The organism is Exiguobacterium sp. JMULE1 (genome assembly GCF_013337175.1).
Lineage (GTDB): Bacteria > Bacillota > Bacilli > Exiguobacteriales > Exiguobacteriaceae > Exiguobacterium_A > Exiguobacterium_A indicum.
Genome location: NZ_SGWC01000002.1, coordinates 2,328,759 through 2,344,421, shown reverse-complemented (window position 1 = coordinate 2,344,421; position 15,663 = coordinate 2,328,759). Strand labels below are relative to the sequence as shown.

Genomic DNA, 15,663 nt, shown 5'->3' with positions numbered 1-15,663 from the left:
CGATCGAAGAGCTACTCGCGAAAGGTGACTCCTTGAAAGAGGAAGTCGCCAGTGCCATTACACACGGATTGGGTGTCATTTTCAGTATCGTCGCGCTCGTGATGTTGATCCTGCAGGCGACGAAATCCGGCAGCGCTTGGAACGTCACCGCTGTCAGTATCTTCGGGGCAACGATGATTCTCCTTTATCTGTTCTCGACCTTGATGCATTCGCTGATGCATACGAAAGCAAACAAGGTTCTACAAATTTTAGATCATGCTGGCATCTATCTCTTGATTGCTGGTAGTTATACACCATTCGCCTTGATCACACTCCGTGGTCCGCTCGGTTGGACATTGCTCGGGATTGTCTGGGGTGTCGGGACGCTCGGTATCATCTGGAAGCTTTATTCGACCGGTAAATATGTCTGGATCTCGAATGCGTCTTATCTGATCCTCGGCTGGTGTTGTCTGTTTGCGATCAAGCCGATCTATGAAGCACTCGGGTTACAAGGATTCTTATTGCTCCTCGGTGGTGGACTCGCGTACTCTCTCGGCGTCATCTTCTACGTCTGGGCACGCTTGCCGTATAACCACGCGATTTGGCATCTGTTCGTCCTTGCGGGCAGTGTCCTGATCTTCCTCTCGATTTTCTATTACGTTGCTCCGGCGACGATGTCATGAAGAAATTACGGCTCCGGGACTGGCTCCCGCTCACGCTGTATTTTATGTTTGGACTTGGATTGCTCCTGTACTTCCGGATGTCGGGAATGCTGGAGCAATTCGACATTCAAGCATTATCGGATTGGGTACGGGATCAAGGTCTGACCGGGATGTTGCTTTACGTACTCGCTTACACGATTCGACCACTCGTCTTTTTCCCAGCAAGTCTGTTGACCATTTTTGGCGGTTACACGTACGGTCCATGGCTCGGGACACTACTTGATGTTATTGGTGCTGGTACGGGTGGATTACTTAGCTTTTGGATCGCCCGGTTGCTCGGTCGCCGTGGAGTTGAGAAATTGATTGGCAAAGGGAAGCTGAACGTACTCGACGAACGGATTGCAACGAACGGCTTTCTCGTTGTGCTTGTCGTTCGATTGATTCCACTGTTTCCGTTTGACGCGATCAGCTACGCGTCCGGATTATCAAAAATCCGCTTTAAACAGTTCGCTATCGCCAACTATCTCGGGATCATTCCCGGTGCGTTCGTTTACAACAATATCGGCTCAAGCCTGCGCGATCCGTTCTCCTGGCAATTTTTCGTTGCGATCGGACTATATGTCCTATTCTTTGCCGTAGGACTTGTTGCTCAACGGATTCTCAAAAATAAACGAAATAAAGAGCGTATGTAAGCGCTTTATGGCATAATATGAGTGCAGAGATGTGAACCGATACGGTAAAACAGCCTAGCATTTATTTAGGGGGAATCATGAGTGATGGAAAAAGTACTACGGGATGGTTTTATCTTCTTATCGCAAAACAAGACATTGAACGGTCTCGCCAAGCGATACGGGCTTAAATTCGGAGCAAGTCGCTTCGTGGCAGGGGATTCATTGGAAGCATCAAAACGGGCGATCCAGGAATTGAACGCAAAAGGGTTATGCGTCACGATGGACCATTTAGGGGAGTTCATCTCGACGGTAGCGGAAGCAGAGATGATGACACAAGAATGTATTCGTGCGGTTGAGATGATTGCGGAAGAAAAATTAGACTCGCAACTTTCGTTGAAACTGACATCACTCGGACTCGATATCTCGGACGACTTGATTCGCTCGAACATGGAACGGATCTTAACACGGGCGAAAGAACTCGGTGTCTTCGTCACGATTGATATGGAAGATGAGCCACGTTGTGAAAAGACGATTCAATTGTTTGAAGAATTGCGCCAATCTTTCGATAACATCGGGACGGTCATCCAGTCGTACCTCTACCGGTCGGAAGATGATATCAAACGCGTCGGACGCTTCGAGACGAATCTCCGGATCGTCAAAGGGGCATACAAAGAACCGGCAACGGTTGCGTTCCCAGAGAAGGAAGACGTCGACCATAACTACATCAAGCTCGTGAAGTTACAATTATCACTCGGAAACTATGCTGCCGTCGCAACACATGACGATGCGATGATCGAGCAAGTCATCCGTCACGCTAAAGAAAATGGGATCGAAAAAGACCAGTTCGAATTCCAGATGTTATTTGGTATCCGGGTCGAGCGTCAACTCGAACTCGTCAAACAAGGCTATAAAGTCCGTGTCTACGTTCCTTATGGACGTGACTGGTACGGTTACTTCATGCGCCGCTTAGCAGAACGACCGGCAAACGTTGCCTTCGTTCTCAAAGGAATGGTCAAAGGATAAGAAGAGAAGGCGATGCAACGTTGCATCGTCTTTTTTTGATTCAGAGAGGAGAGGACAGAATGGCATGCACAGAACAAGAATTAAAGGAACTGCTACAACAAGACGCGAGTGTAACGCCTGCATTACTCGATGAGTTACTTCTACATATCGGTTCGACGGATTCTGAGTTACGGGATGGATTGATCTATCCGCAGTTAGCGACCTACATCGCATCAGAATCCTTTACGATAGAAGACACCAATCGAATTTTCGATTTTATTTTAAGCGGGCATGGATTGATGTATAGAATGGGAACAGCGGACACAACAGCTGTTCTGACGCGATCATTTTCAGCATTAGCACTCGCTGAATTGTTAGTGATGGACAAAACCCGACACTTATTGACGCAAAGTCAGTTGGATCGGCTGTCCACTTACTTACAAACCTATTTGGAGCAAGAAAAGGATGTCCGTGGATTCATTGACGGAATGGGGTGGGCACACAGCATGGCACATATCGCGGATGTTTATGCGGTTTGGTTTACGCACCCAGCGAGTCGTCCGCAGGAGGAGCTCGGAGCGATTGATGCGATGATTCGTCAGTTGATCCGATCCGATTATCTCTATGTCGATGAAGAAGCGGACCGGATGGTGACGGCGTGGTTGCAAGCTTGTCGTCATGGACTGTCGGAAGACGTCCTATTACAACGAATCTTACAACGAATCGAACGTAATATTAAGGAGTGGCTTGAGAGTGACGTGACATGGGGAGATGCGGAGTGGACGACGTATCGTAACGTCAAACAGATGCTACAGACACTCTATTTCCGACTGAAATGGGAAGAACAATCGGATCTTGTCTTAATTGAAGAGTGGTTGCGACAGGTACATCAGCGAACGCACGGAGGATAAAGCATAGTATACCGGACGTCCCTATCATCTTCGCTTTCCTCAGGCGGGAAGTAAGCCGCGGCATCTCACATTCCATGTGATTTGCCGGGTCTTCCTCTTCCCTGACGGAAGCATGGTTCATGCTTCCTTTTCCTGTAGGAGTCGAAGATGCCCGGTTCGTCCTAAATGAACTCACATCAAAAGCGATCGAATTCCGTCAATGGAATCGATCGCTTTTAGTATTGAATACGTTCAACCTCCTCACATGTCTTTACCCGACTCCTACAAGAAAAAGCGCGACGTTTTATCGCGCTGTCAGAGACAATCAAGACCCGGATTCGTCATCCGAAGGATGAGGAAGACTGGCTTGTGTCTAGCTTGAGGAAAGCGGGTGAAAGGACAGTGAGGTTAGCAACGTTGTAGTAAGACTCGATTTATATCAAGGATACAAAACATTCGCCGCAATAAAAATTCCAACAAATAATAGTGCAACTAATAAAACAGCCGTCTGTGGATGGAATCGTTTTTCTTCGAATCGACGAAATAATACCCGTTCTCCTAAGGCCTGTGTACCAACGAATACAACCATGAAGAAAATATAGAATTGCCACTTTTCGAAAATACCAAGCTCTTGTACGTAAAATAAAAAGAAGATGGAAATCACACCTAAAATTGAAGTGAAAAAACGACTATATGACATACTTATCTTTCCCTCGCAGCTGTCGTCTGAAAAGCAAACAAACACGAGAAAGCATGTGCTTGATCCAGTAACCGATGCCCCGTCATGACGGCTCCTTCTTTTTGAATGACCGCTTCATCGAGTAACGTCCAACCCCGTTCTTTTGCTAGTTGCAACAGTTCCCACGGCATCATCGTATTCCCCATCGCGACTTCCTCACCATACAGACGACGATAAGCAAGTTGCCGTGGTGCTGCTGTCGGACCGAGTAGACTGATGACGACAAGCGGGGCGACGCGTTCGATTTCTTGAAGCACTTGAACGGGACGTGTCGACCATTCGAGTGAGTTAACGGCGAGGACGACATCAAACGCATGATCAGCGAACGGTAATGCTTCACCTGTTCCGACGATGAACATCTGCTCGGGTGACTTCTCACGGGCGATCCGGATCATCTCATCTGAAACATCAAGTCCGACTGTCTGGAAGTCCGGTGTCAGTAAGCGACAGGCTGCACCATCACCGCAACCGAGATCAAGCAAACGACCACCGGTGATTGTTTTTCGTAAGAACGGCAAAACGGTTTTCCGACTGCCGTTCGTCCACATATCGTCAGCGCGATCCGCCCAGTCAGCGGCTTTTTGATTCCATACATGCTCGGTTTGACTCATTTTCAACCACTCCTTTTTATCAGTCTAACAGGAAAAATTGTCCATTGACTGATTTTTTATTGCTACTGAATCATTATTCATTTATGATGAAGATGTAGAAGAAGCACACCAAAGTCGTTCGGCTTCTTTTTTTGTCAGTATAATGAATGGTTGTTCATTCAATTTAAAAACAGGGGGTATATCATGGCGAGTCAAATCGGTCAGCCGACCACAATCCAGTTGACGAAACACATCCAATTCGCCGTCATCATCGGTTCAGGGGTGATGGGTGCAGGCATTGCGGCACATCTTGCGAATGCTGGCATACGGACATTGATGCTTGATATCGTACCAAAAGAACTTACGGCACAAGAAGAGAAGCAGGGCTTGACGCTGAGTGATCCGCGCGTCCGTTCCCGCATCGCGCGCGATAACCGCGAAAAACTCTTGAAACAAAATCCAGCACCACTCGCGTCGAAAAAATTGATTGACTTCATCGAGGTCGGAAACTTAGAAGACGACTTAGAGCGTCTGAAAGAAGCGGACTGGATCGTCGAAGTCGTTGTCGAACGACTCGATGTCAAACAACAATTGTTTAAAACGATCGAACCGTTCATTCGGGAAGACGCAATCGTCAGCTCGAACACATCAGGCATTTCGATTGAAGCGATGCGTGAAGGGCGTTCGGAATCATTTAACCGTCGTTTCCTCGGGACACACTTCTTTAACCCACCACGTTATCTGAAGTTACTTGAGTTGATTCCAACGTCAGACACGGATCCGAGTGTCGTTGACTTCATGAAACAATTCGCTGAGGAACGACTTGGGAAAGGTGTCGTCATTGCGAAGGATACACCGAACTTCATCGGTAACCGAATCGGGACATACGGTCTCCTCGTGACGATGGATGAGATGAAAAAAGGTGGCTATTCAATCGGGGAGGTCGATTCGGTCACAGGTCCACTCCTTGGTCGCCCAGGGTCAGCAACATTCCGGACACTCGACGTCGTCGGCATCGACACGTTCGTCCATGTTGCGAACAACGTCTATGACTTGTTGCCAGAAGGCGAAGAGAAGGAGACGTTCGCGGTCCCGGCTGAGATGCGTCGCCTTGTCGAACAAGGATCACTCGGTGCGAAGACGGGTCAAGGCTTCTATAAGAAAGTCGGAAAACAGATCCTTGAACTTGATCTCGAAACATTCGAGTACGTCGAAAAGAAAGCGCTTACTGAAGCGTCGATCGGACAAGCCAAAGCACTTCCAGGCGCAAAAAATAAACTGAAAGCCGTCGTCTTTGCGCAAGATCGTGTCGGCGCCTTACTCTGGCCGATCCATGCGAAAACATTGCTCTACTCGGCTCAGCTGACTGGAGAAATCGCAGACGACATCAAAGCGATCGATGAAGCGATGAAATGGGGCTTCGGTTGGAAGATGGGACCGTTCGAGACATGGGACGCACTCGGTGTCGAGAAGACGGTCGCGAAGATGAAACAAGACGGTTACGCAGTACCGGCATGGGTCGATGAGATGCTCGCAGCAGGAAAAACGAGCTTCTATGATGCGTCCGGTCGTCATTATGACGTTGCAACGAAAGACTACGTTGGAGCAACGGTCAATCCGAAGGAAATCCGTCTCCGTGATGTACGGAAGTCAAACGGTGTTTTACTAGAGAACAACGGGGCGCGCTTGCTTGATATCGGCGACGATGTTGCGGTGCTCGAGTTCACATCGAAGAGCAATGCAATCGGTGTCGACATCATGCAGATGATCGAACAGTCGGTCGATCTCGTTGAGAAAAATCACCGTGGTCTCGTCATCGCGAACGATGGCAAGAACTTCTGTGTCGGTGCAAACCTAGCGATGATGCTGATGGAAGCGGAAGATGAGAACTGGTTCGAGCTCGACTGGATCATCAACAAGTTCCAACAATCGATTCAAAAGATTCGTTACGCATCACGTCCGATCGTCGCTGCGCCGCAAGGAATGACGCTTGGTGGCGGTACGGAGATCTCGCTTCCGGCAGCTCGTCTGCAAGCCGGGCTTGAAACGTACATGGGTCTCGTCGAAGTCGGTGTCGGTCTAATTCCGGGAGGCGGCGGAAACGTCAATACGTATCGTCGACTGTTAGAAAACACACCAGACGGACTCGTTAATATCGAGAAAGCAGCACAAAAGACGTTCGAAAACGTCGCAATGGCAAAAGTCTCAAAATCAGCCTTTGAAGCACGCGAACTCGGATATGTCCGCTCTGTTGATCAGATCTCGATGAACCGGGATCACTTGACGTATGATGCGAAACAACTCGTCCTTGAACTGGACCGGACCGGCTACACGGCACCAGCGAAAGCGAAGATTCCAGTCGTCGGTCGTGCGGGGAAAGCGACGCTTGAACTCGCAACACGCGAAATGTTCTACGGCGGTTATATCTCGGAACACGATTTGAAAATCGCAAGTAAACTCGCACACGTCATCGCCGGCGGAAACGTCGCCTTCGGTAGCCACGTCGATGAACAATATATGCTCGACATCGAACGGGAAGCATTCTTGAGCCTGATCGGTGAGATGAAGACACAACAACGGATGCAGCACATGCTCGTCAAAGGCAAGCCGCTTCGTAACTGAGGACTGGGGGGATTCGGATGAAGGAAGCAGTAATCGTCGCCGGTGCACGAACACCGGTCGGAAAAGCAAAAAAGGGCGCATTCAAATCGATGCGCTCGGATGAATTAGCAGGCATCGCCATCCAGGAAACGTTGAAACGGTCCGGTTACACGGGAGCGGTCGATGACGTCATTCTCGGATGTGCCTTGCCGGAAGCGGAACAAGGCATGAACATCGCCCGTTACGCTTCGGTCCTCGGTGGATTATCACACGAGGTACCGGCGATCACGATCAACCGGTATTGCTCAAGTGGACTACAATCGATCGCTGACGCAGCGATGAAAATCATGACGGGGCAAGCAACTGCGGTCGTCGCTGGTGGACTCGAATCAATGAGTCAAGTCCCGATGCCAGGTCACGTCGTCCGACCTAATCCGTCAATCGTCGACACGGCACCGGAATATTACATGAGCATGGGGCACACAGCGGAGCAAGTCGCTGCGACCTACAATGTCTCACGGGAAGATCAAGATGCGTTTGCGTTGAAGAGTCACCAAAAAGCGGCAGCAGCAATCGCGGCTGGTAAGTTTGCTGACGAAATCGTCCCGGTAACGGTGACGGAACAATTCGTCAATGATGAACTGAAAATCGAAGAGAAGACATTCATCGTCGAACACGATGAAGGCGTTCGTCCGGATTCGTCACCGGAAGGTCTTGCGAAACTTCGCCCAGCGTTCCGCCTTGGCGGTAGCGTCACAGCAGGGAACTCTTCGCAGACGTCAGACGGTGCGGCAGCTGTCCTCGTCATGGAACGAGAAGAAGCAGAACGCCAAGGGTTACCGATTCTCGGGAAGTTCAAATCGTTCGCGGTCGGTGGTGTTCGTCCGGAAGTGATGGGGATCGGACCAGTCGTTGCGATTCCGAAGGCACTGGACCTCGCAGGCATCACGCTTGAAGACGTCGGATTGATCGAGTTGAACGAAGCGTTCGCTTCGCAGTCACTCGGTGTCATCCGCGAGCTTGGATTAGACGAAGACATCGTCAACGTAAACGGTGGAGCGATCGCCCTCGGTCACCCACTCGGTTGTACAGGAACAAAACTCACATTGACGCTCTTGCATGAAATGAAACGCCGGAATGTCCAGTATGGTGTCGTCTCGATGTGTATCGGTGGCGGAATGGGCGCAGCAGGTGTATTCGAACTAGTTGAAGGAGGAACAGGACAATGAGCCAAACGACAAACGAATTAATCAAAGGTGGCAGTTTTGTATTAGATGAGTTAGCACCAGAACGTCTCTTCACACCAGAGGATTTCTCAGAAGAACACAAAATGGTTGGTGATATGACAGCGAAGTTCGTCGAAGATCGTGTCGTTCCTGTCCTTGACCGGATTGAAAAACACGAGTTCGAATTATCAGTCGGTCTACTCCGCGAAGCAGGCGAGCTTGGTCTACTCGGCGCAGACGTTCCGGAAGCATACGGCGGCTATCAGATGGATAAGATTTCGTCTTCGATCATCACGGAGAAGTTCGCACGCGGTCGTTCATTCGCCCTCAGCTACGGCGCACACGTCGGAATCGGTTCGTTGCCGATCGTCTTCTTCGGTAACGAAGAGCAAAAGCAGAAATACTTGCCGAAACTCGCTTCAGGAGAGTGGATTGCTTCGTACGCGTTGACAGAGCCAGGCTCTGGTTCGGATGCTCTTGGTGCTAAAACGACGGCTGTCTTGAATGAAGCCGGCACGCACTACATCTTGAACGGTGAAAAACAATGGATCACGAACGCTGGTTTCGCAAGCTTGTTCGTTGTCTACGCAAAAATCGACGGGGACAAGTTCACCGCCTTCCTCGTCGAAGGATCGTATCCAGGCGTCTCGACAGGCGTCGAGGAACAGAAGATGGGAATCAAAGGATCATCGACACGGACGTTGATCTTACAAGATGCAGAAGTACCAGTCGATAACGTCCTTGGTGAAATCGGACGCGGTCACGTCATCGCCTTCAATATCTTGAACGTCGGTCGTTATAAATTAGCTGTTGGCGCTGTTGGTTCGTCAAAACGGGCGATTGATCTCGCAGTCCAGTACTCGAACGAACGGAAACAGTTCAAAACACCAATCAGCTCATTCCCATTGATTCAAGAAAAACTCGCGACAATGGCAGCACAGACGTATGCGATGGAAAGTTCGGTCTACCGGACAGGTGGTCTGTTCCAAGACAGTCTCGATCAGTTGTCTGAAGAAGAGAGCAAGGACGGTAAGAAAATCGCCGATGCGATCGCGGAGTACGCAATCGAGTGCTCAATGAACAAAGTCTTTGCTTCGGAAACATTTGATTACGTCATCGACGAAGCGGTCCAGATCCACGGTGGTTATGGCTTCATGGCAGAATATGAAGTCGAGAACATGTACCGTGATTCACGGATCAACCGGATCTTCGAAGGAACGAACGAGATTAACCGTCTTCTCGTCCCAGGAACATTGCTGAAGAAAGCGATGAAAGGCGAGTTACCGTTGCTTGCGGAAGCACAGCGTCTGCAACAAGAAGTGATGAGCTTCATGCCGACCGAAATCGGAACAGCACCACTTGATCGCGAACGTCACTTACTCGCGATGATGAAGAAAATCTTCTTGTTGACTGCCGGAACAGCGGTCCAGAAATACCAGGACAAACTCCAAGGCGAACAAGAGATCTTAGCGAACACAGCTGACATCATGAGTGCGATCTATGCGCTTGAGTCAGCGATCGTTCGGACGGACAAAGCGATTGCCGACAAAGGGATCGAGAAGAGCGAACTGAAAGTCCGTTACACGGAAGTCTTCGCACAACAAGCGTTCGAAGCTGTCGAGCGTGACGCGAAAGAGACGCTCTACGCGGCAGCAAGCGGCGACGAGCTCCGGATGTTGCTCTCAGCGCTGAAAAAATTCAGCCGTTACCAGCCGATCAACGTCATCGGTACGAAACGCGACATCGCAAAACGCCTCATCGAGTCAAACAAATATACGGTCTAAGTCAGGTTTACCGCTTCGCCTTTGCAGGGAAAATCTCTGTAAAGGCGAAGTTTTTGGTTGGAGGAGGAAAACGAGATGCGCCAAGAATTGGTTGAACTGCAATTTGCGATTGCCTACTATCAATCCCTTGAACGTTTGTCGCCGGAAGAATGGGATCTGCCGCTTGCGCTTAATAAGTGGACCGTCCTTGAGTGCGTCAGTCATCTGTATTTATGGGACCGGTTTTATTACGATCATGCCATCTCGAAGTTACCGGATGAACCGTTGACGCTCGTCGAAACGGATTTTGATCAGTTCAATCGACTGGCGGTCGAATATGCGCATCATATCGATCCGCTCGCCTTGTTGAAGAAAGCAATCAGCGTCCGGCGTGACATCGTCAATCACCTCGATCGTTTGTCTGACGGGCAATTTAAAGCGACCTATGAGGATTTTCGACCGCAAGCCTTCGTCGAGTCGTTCGTTGCTCATGACGCCCATCATCAAGATCAGATTGACGGGGCGCTCGCACGCTTGAAGCAGAAGTGATCCATCTGCTACTCTTGAAGGTGAGGTGAGAAACATGACAAAAACAGTCACGATGTACGGCTATCCGAAATGTAGTACGTGCGTCAAAGCAAAAAAAGCACTCGAACAGCACGGTGTCGAAGTGGATTACAAACATATTGTCGAGGAGACACCATCTGCAACGACGATTCAGGAACTTCATCAAAAGAGTGGAGAGCCACTGAAGAAATTCTTCAACACGAGCGGTCAATCATACCGTTCGCAAGGGATCAAGGACAAACTTCCAGAGCTATCAGAAGACGAGCAATACAAGTTACTCGCAAGTGACGGCATGTTGTTGAAGCGTCCGATCGTCACAGACGGGAAAGACGTCACGATCGGCTTCAAGGAAGAAATGTATCAAGGAAAATGGTATTAAGTTCAGAGTCGATTTTGGTATACTGAACACGTTAGTCCAAATTAGTCCACAGGGGGAATCGGAAATGAGTCAAGTAAAAGACAACTTACGCTATTCGGAAGAACATGAATGGGTCGAAGTATCAGGAAACAAGGCGCGCATCGGAATCACGGATTTCGCGCAACACGAACTCGGGGATATCGTCTTCGTCGAATTGCCTGAAGTCGGAGATACGATCTCAGCAAACGAGCCATTCGGTTCAGTCGAGTCGGTCAAGACAGTCTCGGAATTATATGCACCGATCTCTGGTAAAGTCGTTGCCATCAACGAAAATCTTTCAGATTCCCCAGAACTCGTCAACGAGTCACCATTCGAAGGCGCTTGGATGGTCGACATCGAAATCGAAGATGCATCGCAAGTCGAAGCATTGATGGATGCTGCAGCATACAAATCGATGATCAACGAGTAATACTTAACGAAAAGAGAGTGAACGAGGCGCTTGCGTTTCGTCCGCTCTCTTTTTTTTGTATACTGACGACAGATACCACGAAGAAAGGAGCGACCGTCATGCAAGAGGTCACGACCGTCCCGGAAAACGGGCTATTGTATGTCTATGCACCGATGTGCGGGACATGCGCCATCGCGGAACGTATGCTCGATATCGTCGAAGCGACGGAATCAGGTCAATCGATTCAGAAGGCGAACGGGAATTTCATTCCGGATTTCTTAGAAGAAGCCCGTGTCATGAGTGTTCCTGCGTTGTTGCGAATTGAAGAAAATCAAGTCGTAGAGCGACTTTATGCTTTCCAGTCCGTTCAAAACGTCTTTGCTTTCTGTCAAGAACGGTAAGAGAAGTCCGATTGGATTTTTCTTTTTGTTAAATTGTCGGAATATTTACAATAATCCGTTGACAACGCAGAAATATGAATGGTATATTCATAACAACTTCTAGAAATGCATTATAGGAAGTCTAGCAGAGATGATCGTTCAATACGATTCAAGTCCTGAACCCTTTCTCCCATCCTAAGCCGGTGTATTGTTTCCCCTTAAGTCGTCCCCCAAAGACGAAGCGGTGCAATGAACGGGTGGTGGATCGAAAGGACCGATCAGGAAGTGAACGTAAGCTGGCGATCATGTCGAACAGGCGCCGTCCTCCACGCGGAAGAGCGAACAATTCCGAATGGAGCTGGGTTTTCCTTCGTAGCATTTCTAACCACATTATTCGTGTTGTCGGTTCGCCGGCAACGCCTTTTTTTGTTTTCTGGAAGTTTTTTGAGCCGGTCGCTTGCCAGGATAGAATCTCCTTGCTACAATGCGAATAAGGAAAATTACTTTAATTCATATCCGATTACTCGGAATTAACTGGTGAGATGGAGGACGACAAGGCATGACAGTACGTTTTATGGATGTTTTCACAGAATGGGCATCGACGTATGACGAGACAGTAACCGGACACGATCCGGAGTATAAAGAGGTTTTTCGTCGATACGATGAGATTTTGGATACAGTAGCGGATAAAGCGCAGTCGCCGGTCATTGAATTCGGAGCAGGCACAGGGAACCTGACACAACGTCTTCTGGCACGTCACGACGCCGTACTCGCCGTCGAACCAAGTCCGGAGATGCGGGCAATCCTGACGGAAAAGATTCCGTCACTTGATGTACAAGACGGTCACTTCCTCTCGTTCGAAGCGAAGGAAGCACGCAGTTTTGTTTCGACGTATGCGTTTCATCATCTAACAGATGAGGAAAAGGGAGAAGCGATCGAACTGATGGCATCACATTTACCGGCAGACGGAAAAATCGTCTACGCGGATACGATGTTCGTCTCAGAAGAGGCACGCCTGCAAACGATTCGTGAAGCACGTGCTCAAGGGTTCGACGCGTTAGCGGAAGATCTCGAACGCGAGTTCTACCCGTTGATTCCAGTCATGGAAGAATTGTTTACAGCACGAGGATTCACTGTTAAATTTATACAATACAATCACTTCGTCTGGCTCGTAGAAGCCGAGAAAATGGGGGAATAAATCATGGCACTTCAAAAAATGAACGTCGAAAGCTTTAACCTGGATCATACGAAAGTCAAAGCACCTTATATCCGCGTCGCGGGTTATAAAGAAGGTAAAGTCGACCAAGTCGTCAAATACGATATCCGTTTCACGCAACCAAACGTTGAGCAAATGCCGATGCGTGCGATGCACACACTCGAGCACTTACTTGCTGAAAACATCCGTAACTACTCGGATGATGTCATCGATGTCTCGCCGATGGGATGCCAAACAGGTTTCTACATGGCGATGATGAACTTCGACTCGGTCGAAAAAATGAGCGAACTCGTTGAGAAGACGTTGAAAGACGTCCTCGCAGCAGAAGAGATTCCAGCGCAAAACGAAGTCCAATGTGGATTTGCGAGCGCACATGACCTCAAAGGAGCGAAGCACTATGCCGAGAAAATGCTTGCCGGTCGTGATGAATGGGACATCGTCTTCGGATGATCGCGAACAACGTCCGCGACCTCGTCGGAAACACACCACTCTACGAGATCACTTCATTCGATTTGCCTGCTGGTACGCGCATTTTGGCGAAGCTCGAATGGATGAACCCTGGGGGCAGCGTCAAAGACCGCCTTGGCATTCAACTCGTTGATGCAGCAATCGAAAACGGACATGTGACACCAGGCGGTACGATCATCGAGCCGACAGCCGGGAATACCGGCATCGGCTTGGCGCTCGCCGCTAAAAAATACGATCTCCAAGTCATCTGTGTCGTTCCGGAAAAATTCAGTCAGGAAAAGCAGACGTTGATGCGGGCACTCGGCGCAACCGTCGTCAACACACCGACTGAACTCGATATGCAAGGGGCCATCGACCGGGCAAAAGAACTCGGTCAAGAAATTCCGAATAGTTACGTTCCGTTACAATTCGAAAACGAAGAGAACCCAGTCACGTATCAGCGGACACTCGGTCCTGAGCTGATTGCGGACTTGCCGCACATCGACTGGTTCGTTGCCGGTTGTGGTTCAGGTGGTACGTTCGCCGGAACAGCGGACTTCTTAAAACAACGTCTCGGTACAAAAGCAGCAATCGTTGAACCGGAAGGCTCCGTCTTAAATGGTGGTCCAGCCGGTCCGCATAAGACAGAAGGTATCGGTACAGCGAAATGGCCAAGCCTCGTTCCGCGTGAACTCGTTGATGAGATTCATACGATTTCTGACCGCGATGCATTTGACGCGGTTCATACACTCGCTGCTCGCGAAGGACTACTCGTTGGTAGTTCAGCAGGTGCAGCGCTCGTTGCTGCGCTTGATATCGCAAAGCGTCACCCCGGCAGTACGATCGTCACCGTCTTCGCAGACAGTGCCGAACGCTATTTAAGCCAACAAATCTTTGAAAAGGTGGACGAAACTCATGCGTAAGAAGACAGCATTGATTCATGGAGGAACAGGTGTCGATCGGGCAACAGGAGCCGTCACACCTCCAATCTATCAAACAAGCACATACAAGCAGGATAAAATCGGTCAACTTAAGGACGGATACGAATACTCACGGACAGCGAACCCGACACGGACGAGCATCGAACGATTGATTGCGGATCTCGAGGGCGGCGCACGTGGTTTTGCGTTCGGTTCTGGGATGGCAGCGATCCATGCCGTCTTCCACTTGCTTGAGTCTGGCGACCACATCGTCATGACGGATGACGTCTACGGTGGTACGTTCCGCTTGATGCAACGCGTCTTACCGAAGTTCAACATCCAAGTGACATTCGTCGATACGACGGATCTTGCGGCAACGGAAGCAGCGATCCAAGACAACACGAAGATCGTCTACGTCGAAACACCGACGAACCCGTTGTTGAAAGTTACGGACATTGAAGCAATCGCAACAATCGCCAAACGTCACGATCTTAAACTCGTCGTCGACAACACGTTCGCGACACCATACCATCAACAACCACTCGCACTTGGTGCAGACATCGTCTTGCACAGTGCGACGAAATACATCGGCGGACATTCGGACGTCGTCGCTGGACTTGTCGTCGTCAAAGATGATGCGCTCGGCGAAGAGCTGCACTTCATTCAAAACTCGACAGGCGGCGTGCTTGGACCGCAAGACAGCTTCTTGCTCGTCCGTGGTCTTCGTACACTCGGTATCCGGATGGATGCGATCGAAGAGACAGCACATGATCTCGTTGCGTTCCTACAAGCGCAAGACATCGTCTCGAACATCTTCTACCCAGGACTTGCATCGCATCCTGGTCACGACATCCAAGCGAAACAAGCGACTGGATTTGGTGGGATGATCAGCTTTGATGTCGGTTCAGCAGCGAACGCAGAAAAACTCGTCGAGGCGACACACTTCTTCACACTCGCTGAGAGTCTTGGTGCCGTCGAGAGTCTGATTTCGGTGCCTGCACGGATGACGCACGCGTCGATCCCAGCAGAACGTCGGGCAGAACTCGGCATCACGGACGGTCTCGTTCGGATTTCAGTTGGACTTGAGGATGCGGAAGATTTGAAAGAAGACTTAACACGTGCTTTCACGTTCCTCGAAAAAGTTTCTGAAAAAACTGTTTGACAACAAAAATAACCCCTGCTAATATTCAGAATATATTCTACA

17 protein-coding genes are annotated in these 15,663 nt (G+C 49.5%); 15 read left to right on the top strand and 2 right to left on the bottom strand.

All coding sequences use genetic code 11. The annotated features are described in order from the left end of the window. Positions 1 to 2 precede the first annotated feature (2 nt). The 4 genes from trhA to EXW93_RS12500 all read left to right on the top strand — a co-directional run bounded on the left by trhA (position 3) and on the right by EXW93_RS12500 (position 3,225). A complete protein-coding gene (gene trhA / locus EXW93_RS12515; protein ID WP_041255537.1) occupies positions 3 to 662 on the top strand; it encodes a PAQR family membrane homeostasis protein TrhA in 660 nt (219 codons plus the stop codon). Further along, positions 659 to 1,333, top strand: coding sequence for a TVP38/TMEM64 family protein (locus EXW93_RS12510; RefSeq protein WP_023469179.1), 675 nt, complete (start codon positions 659 to 661; stop codon positions 1,331 to 1,333). The genes trhA and EXW93_RS12510 overlap by 4 nt, the downstream gene beginning before the upstream one ends. 84 nt (positions 1,334 to 1,417) lie before the next feature. Beyond that, positions 1,418 to 2,335: a proline dehydrogenase family protein gene (locus tag EXW93_RS12505; RefSeq protein WP_023469178.1), complete on the top strand. Its 918-nt coding sequence runs from the start codon at positions 1,418 to 1,420 to the stop codon at positions 2,333 to 2,335. A 59-nt stretch (positions 2,336 to 2,394) separates the two neighbouring features. Then, the gene (locus EXW93_RS12500; protein ID WP_058713834.1) at positions 2,395 to 3,225 is read left to right on the top strand and encodes a DUF2785 domain-containing protein; all 831 of its coding nucleotides are present in this window, start codon (positions 2,395 to 2,397) and stop codon (positions 3,223 to 3,225) included. Between the two features lie 418 nt (positions 3,226 to 3,643). On the opposite strand, the gene EXW93_RS12495 is transcribed toward EXW93_RS12500, so the two are convergent. Both EXW93_RS12495 and EXW93_RS12490 read right to left on the bottom strand, forming a co-directional pair. Next, positions 3,644 to 3,904, bottom strand: coding sequence for a hypothetical protein (locus EXW93_RS12495; RefSeq protein ID WP_023469175.1), 261 nt, complete (start codon positions 3,902 to 3,904; stop codon positions 3,644 to 3,646). Between the two features lie 2 nt (positions 3,905 to 3,906). Next, positions 3,907 to 4,554, bottom strand: coding sequence for a class I SAM-dependent methyltransferase (locus tag EXW93_RS12490; RefSeq protein WP_058713835.1), 648 nt, complete (start codon positions 4,552 to 4,554; stop codon positions 3,907 to 3,909). A gap of 183 nt (positions 4,555 to 4,737) precedes the next feature. Between EXW93_RS12490 and EXW93_RS12485 the strand changes: the two genes are divergently transcribed. The 11 genes from EXW93_RS12485 to EXW93_RS12435 all read left to right on the top strand — a co-directional run bounded on the left by EXW93_RS12485 (position 4,738) and on the right by EXW93_RS12435 (position 15,621). Then, a complete protein-coding gene (locus EXW93_RS12485) occupies positions 4,738 to 7,155 on the top strand; it encodes a 3-hydroxyacyl-CoA dehydrogenase/enoyl-CoA hydratase family protein (protein ID WP_058713836.1) in 2,418 nt (805 codons plus the stop codon). A gap of 17 nt (positions 7,156 to 7,172) precedes the next feature. Further along, a complete protein-coding gene (locus EXW93_RS12480; protein ID WP_058713837.1) occupies positions 7,173 to 8,363 on the top strand; it encodes an acetyl-CoA C-acetyltransferase in 1,191 nt (396 codons plus the stop codon). Then, positions 8,360 to 10,144 (top strand): acyl-CoA dehydrogenase family protein, encoded by a 1,785-nt coding sequence (locus tag EXW93_RS12475; protein ID WP_035396370.1) that lies wholly within the window; start codon positions 8,360 to 8,362, stop codon positions 10,142 to 10,144. The genes EXW93_RS12480 and EXW93_RS12475 overlap by 4 nt, the downstream gene beginning before the upstream one ends. A gap of 75 nt (positions 10,145 to 10,219) precedes the next feature. Further along, on the top strand, positions 10,220 to 10,672 hold the full coding sequence (locus EXW93_RS12470) for a DinB family protein (RefSeq protein ID WP_058713838.1): 453 nt from the start codon (positions 10,220 to 10,222) through the stop codon (positions 10,670 to 10,672). Between the two features lie 34 nt (positions 10,673 to 10,706). Further along, positions 10,707 to 11,069: an arsenate reductase family protein gene (locus tag EXW93_RS12465; protein ID WP_023469169.1), complete on the top strand. Its 363-nt coding sequence runs from the start codon at positions 10,707 to 10,709 to the stop codon at positions 11,067 to 11,069. A 64-nt stretch (positions 11,070 to 11,133) separates the two neighbouring features. Then, a complete protein-coding gene (gcvH, locus tag EXW93_RS12460; protein ID WP_029342437.1) occupies positions 11,134 to 11,517 on the top strand; it encodes a glycine cleavage system protein GcvH in 384 nt (127 codons plus the stop codon). 98 nt (positions 11,518 to 11,615) lie between these two features. Continuing rightward, positions 11,616 to 11,897: a thioredoxin family protein gene (locus EXW93_RS12455; protein WP_023469167.1), complete on the top strand. Its 282-nt coding sequence runs from the start codon at positions 11,616 to 11,618 to the stop codon at positions 11,895 to 11,897. A 538-nt stretch (positions 11,898 to 12,435) separates the two neighbouring features. Further along, on the top strand, positions 12,436 to 13,074 hold the full coding sequence (locus EXW93_RS12450) for a class I SAM-dependent methyltransferase (RefSeq protein ID WP_023469166.1): 639 nt from the start codon (positions 12,436 to 12,438) through the stop codon (positions 13,072 to 13,074). A 3-nt stretch (positions 13,075 to 13,077) separates the two neighbouring features. Next, entirely contained in the window at positions 13,078 to 13,542 is a 465-nt protein-coding gene (locus tag EXW93_RS12445) for an S-ribosylhomocysteine lyase (protein WP_023469165.1), read from the top strand. Continuing rightward, positions 13,539 to 14,462 carry a PLP-dependent cysteine synthase family protein gene (locus EXW93_RS12440; protein ID WP_023469164.1) on the top strand — a complete coding sequence of 308 codons (924 nt, stop codon included), beginning with the start codon at positions 13,539 to 13,541 and terminating at the stop codon, positions 14,460 to 14,462. Before EXW93_RS12445 ends, EXW93_RS12440 begins: the two co-directional genes overlap by 4 nt. Next, a complete protein-coding gene (locus tag EXW93_RS12435) occupies positions 14,455 to 15,621 on the top strand; it encodes a bifunctional cystathionine gamma-lyase/homocysteine desulfhydrase (protein WP_023469163.1) in 1,167 nt (388 codons plus the stop codon). The genes EXW93_RS12440 and EXW93_RS12435 overlap by 8 nt, the downstream gene beginning before the upstream one ends. Positions 15,622 to 15,663 lie beyond the last annotated feature (42 nt).

Excerpts from the sequence above, each read along its gene's own strand:
- EXW93_RS12510 (WP_023469179.1), top strand. The coding sequence starts at position 659 with ATGAAGAAATTACGGCTCCGGGACTGGCTCCCGCTCACGCTGTATTTT.
- EXW93_RS12505 (WP_023469178.1), top strand. The coding sequence starts at position 1,418 with ATGGAAAAAGTACTACGGGATGGTTTTATCTTCTTATCGCAAAACAAG.
- EXW93_RS12500 (WP_058713834.1), top strand. The coding sequence starts at position 2,395 with ATGGCATGCACAGAACAAGAATTAAAGGAACTGCTACAACAAGACGCG.
- EXW93_RS12495 (WP_023469175.1), bottom strand. The coding sequence starts at position 3,904 with ATGTCATATAGTCGTTTTTTCACTTCAATTTTAGGTGTGATTTCCATC.
- EXW93_RS12490 (WP_058713835.1), bottom strand. The coding sequence starts at position 4,554 with ATGAGTCAAACCGAGCATGTATGGAATCAAAAAGCCGCTGACTGGGCG.
- EXW93_RS12485 (WP_058713836.1), top strand. The coding sequence starts at position 4,738 with ATGGCGAGTCAAATCGGTCAGCCGACCACAATCCAGTTGACGAAACAC.
- EXW93_RS12480 (WP_058713837.1), top strand. The coding sequence starts at position 7,173 with ATGAAGGAAGCAGTAATCGTCGCCGGTGCACGAACACCGGTCGGAAAA.
- EXW93_RS12475 (WP_035396370.1), top strand. The coding sequence starts at position 8,360 with ATGAGCCAAACGACAAACGAATTAATCAAAGGTGGCAGTTTTGTATTA.
- EXW93_RS12470 (WP_058713838.1), top strand. The coding sequence starts at position 10,220 with ATGCGCCAAGAATTGGTTGAACTGCAATTTGCGATTGCCTACTATCAA.
- EXW93_RS12465 (WP_023469169.1), top strand. The coding sequence starts at position 10,707 with ATGACAAAAACAGTCACGATGTACGGCTATCCGAAATGTAGTACGTGC.
- gcvH (WP_029342437.1), top strand. The coding sequence starts at position 11,134 with ATGAGTCAAGTAAAAGACAACTTACGCTATTCGGAAGAACATGAATGG.
- EXW93_RS12455 (WP_023469167.1), top strand. The coding sequence starts at position 11,616 with ATGCAAGAGGTCACGACCGTCCCGGAAAACGGGCTATTGTATGTCTAT.
- EXW93_RS12450 (WP_023469166.1), top strand. The coding sequence starts at position 12,436 with ATGACAGTACGTTTTATGGATGTTTTCACAGAATGGGCATCGACGTAT.
- EXW93_RS12445 (WP_023469165.1), top strand. The coding sequence starts at position 13,078 with ATGGCACTTCAAAAAATGAACGTCGAAAGCTTTAACCTGGATCATACG.
- EXW93_RS12440 (WP_023469164.1), top strand. The coding sequence starts at position 13,539 with ATGATCGCGAACAACGTCCGCGACCTCGTCGGAAACACACCACTCTAC.
- EXW93_RS12435 (WP_023469163.1), top strand. The coding sequence starts at position 14,455 with ATGCGTAAGAAGACAGCATTGATTCATGGAGGAACAGGTGTCGATCGG.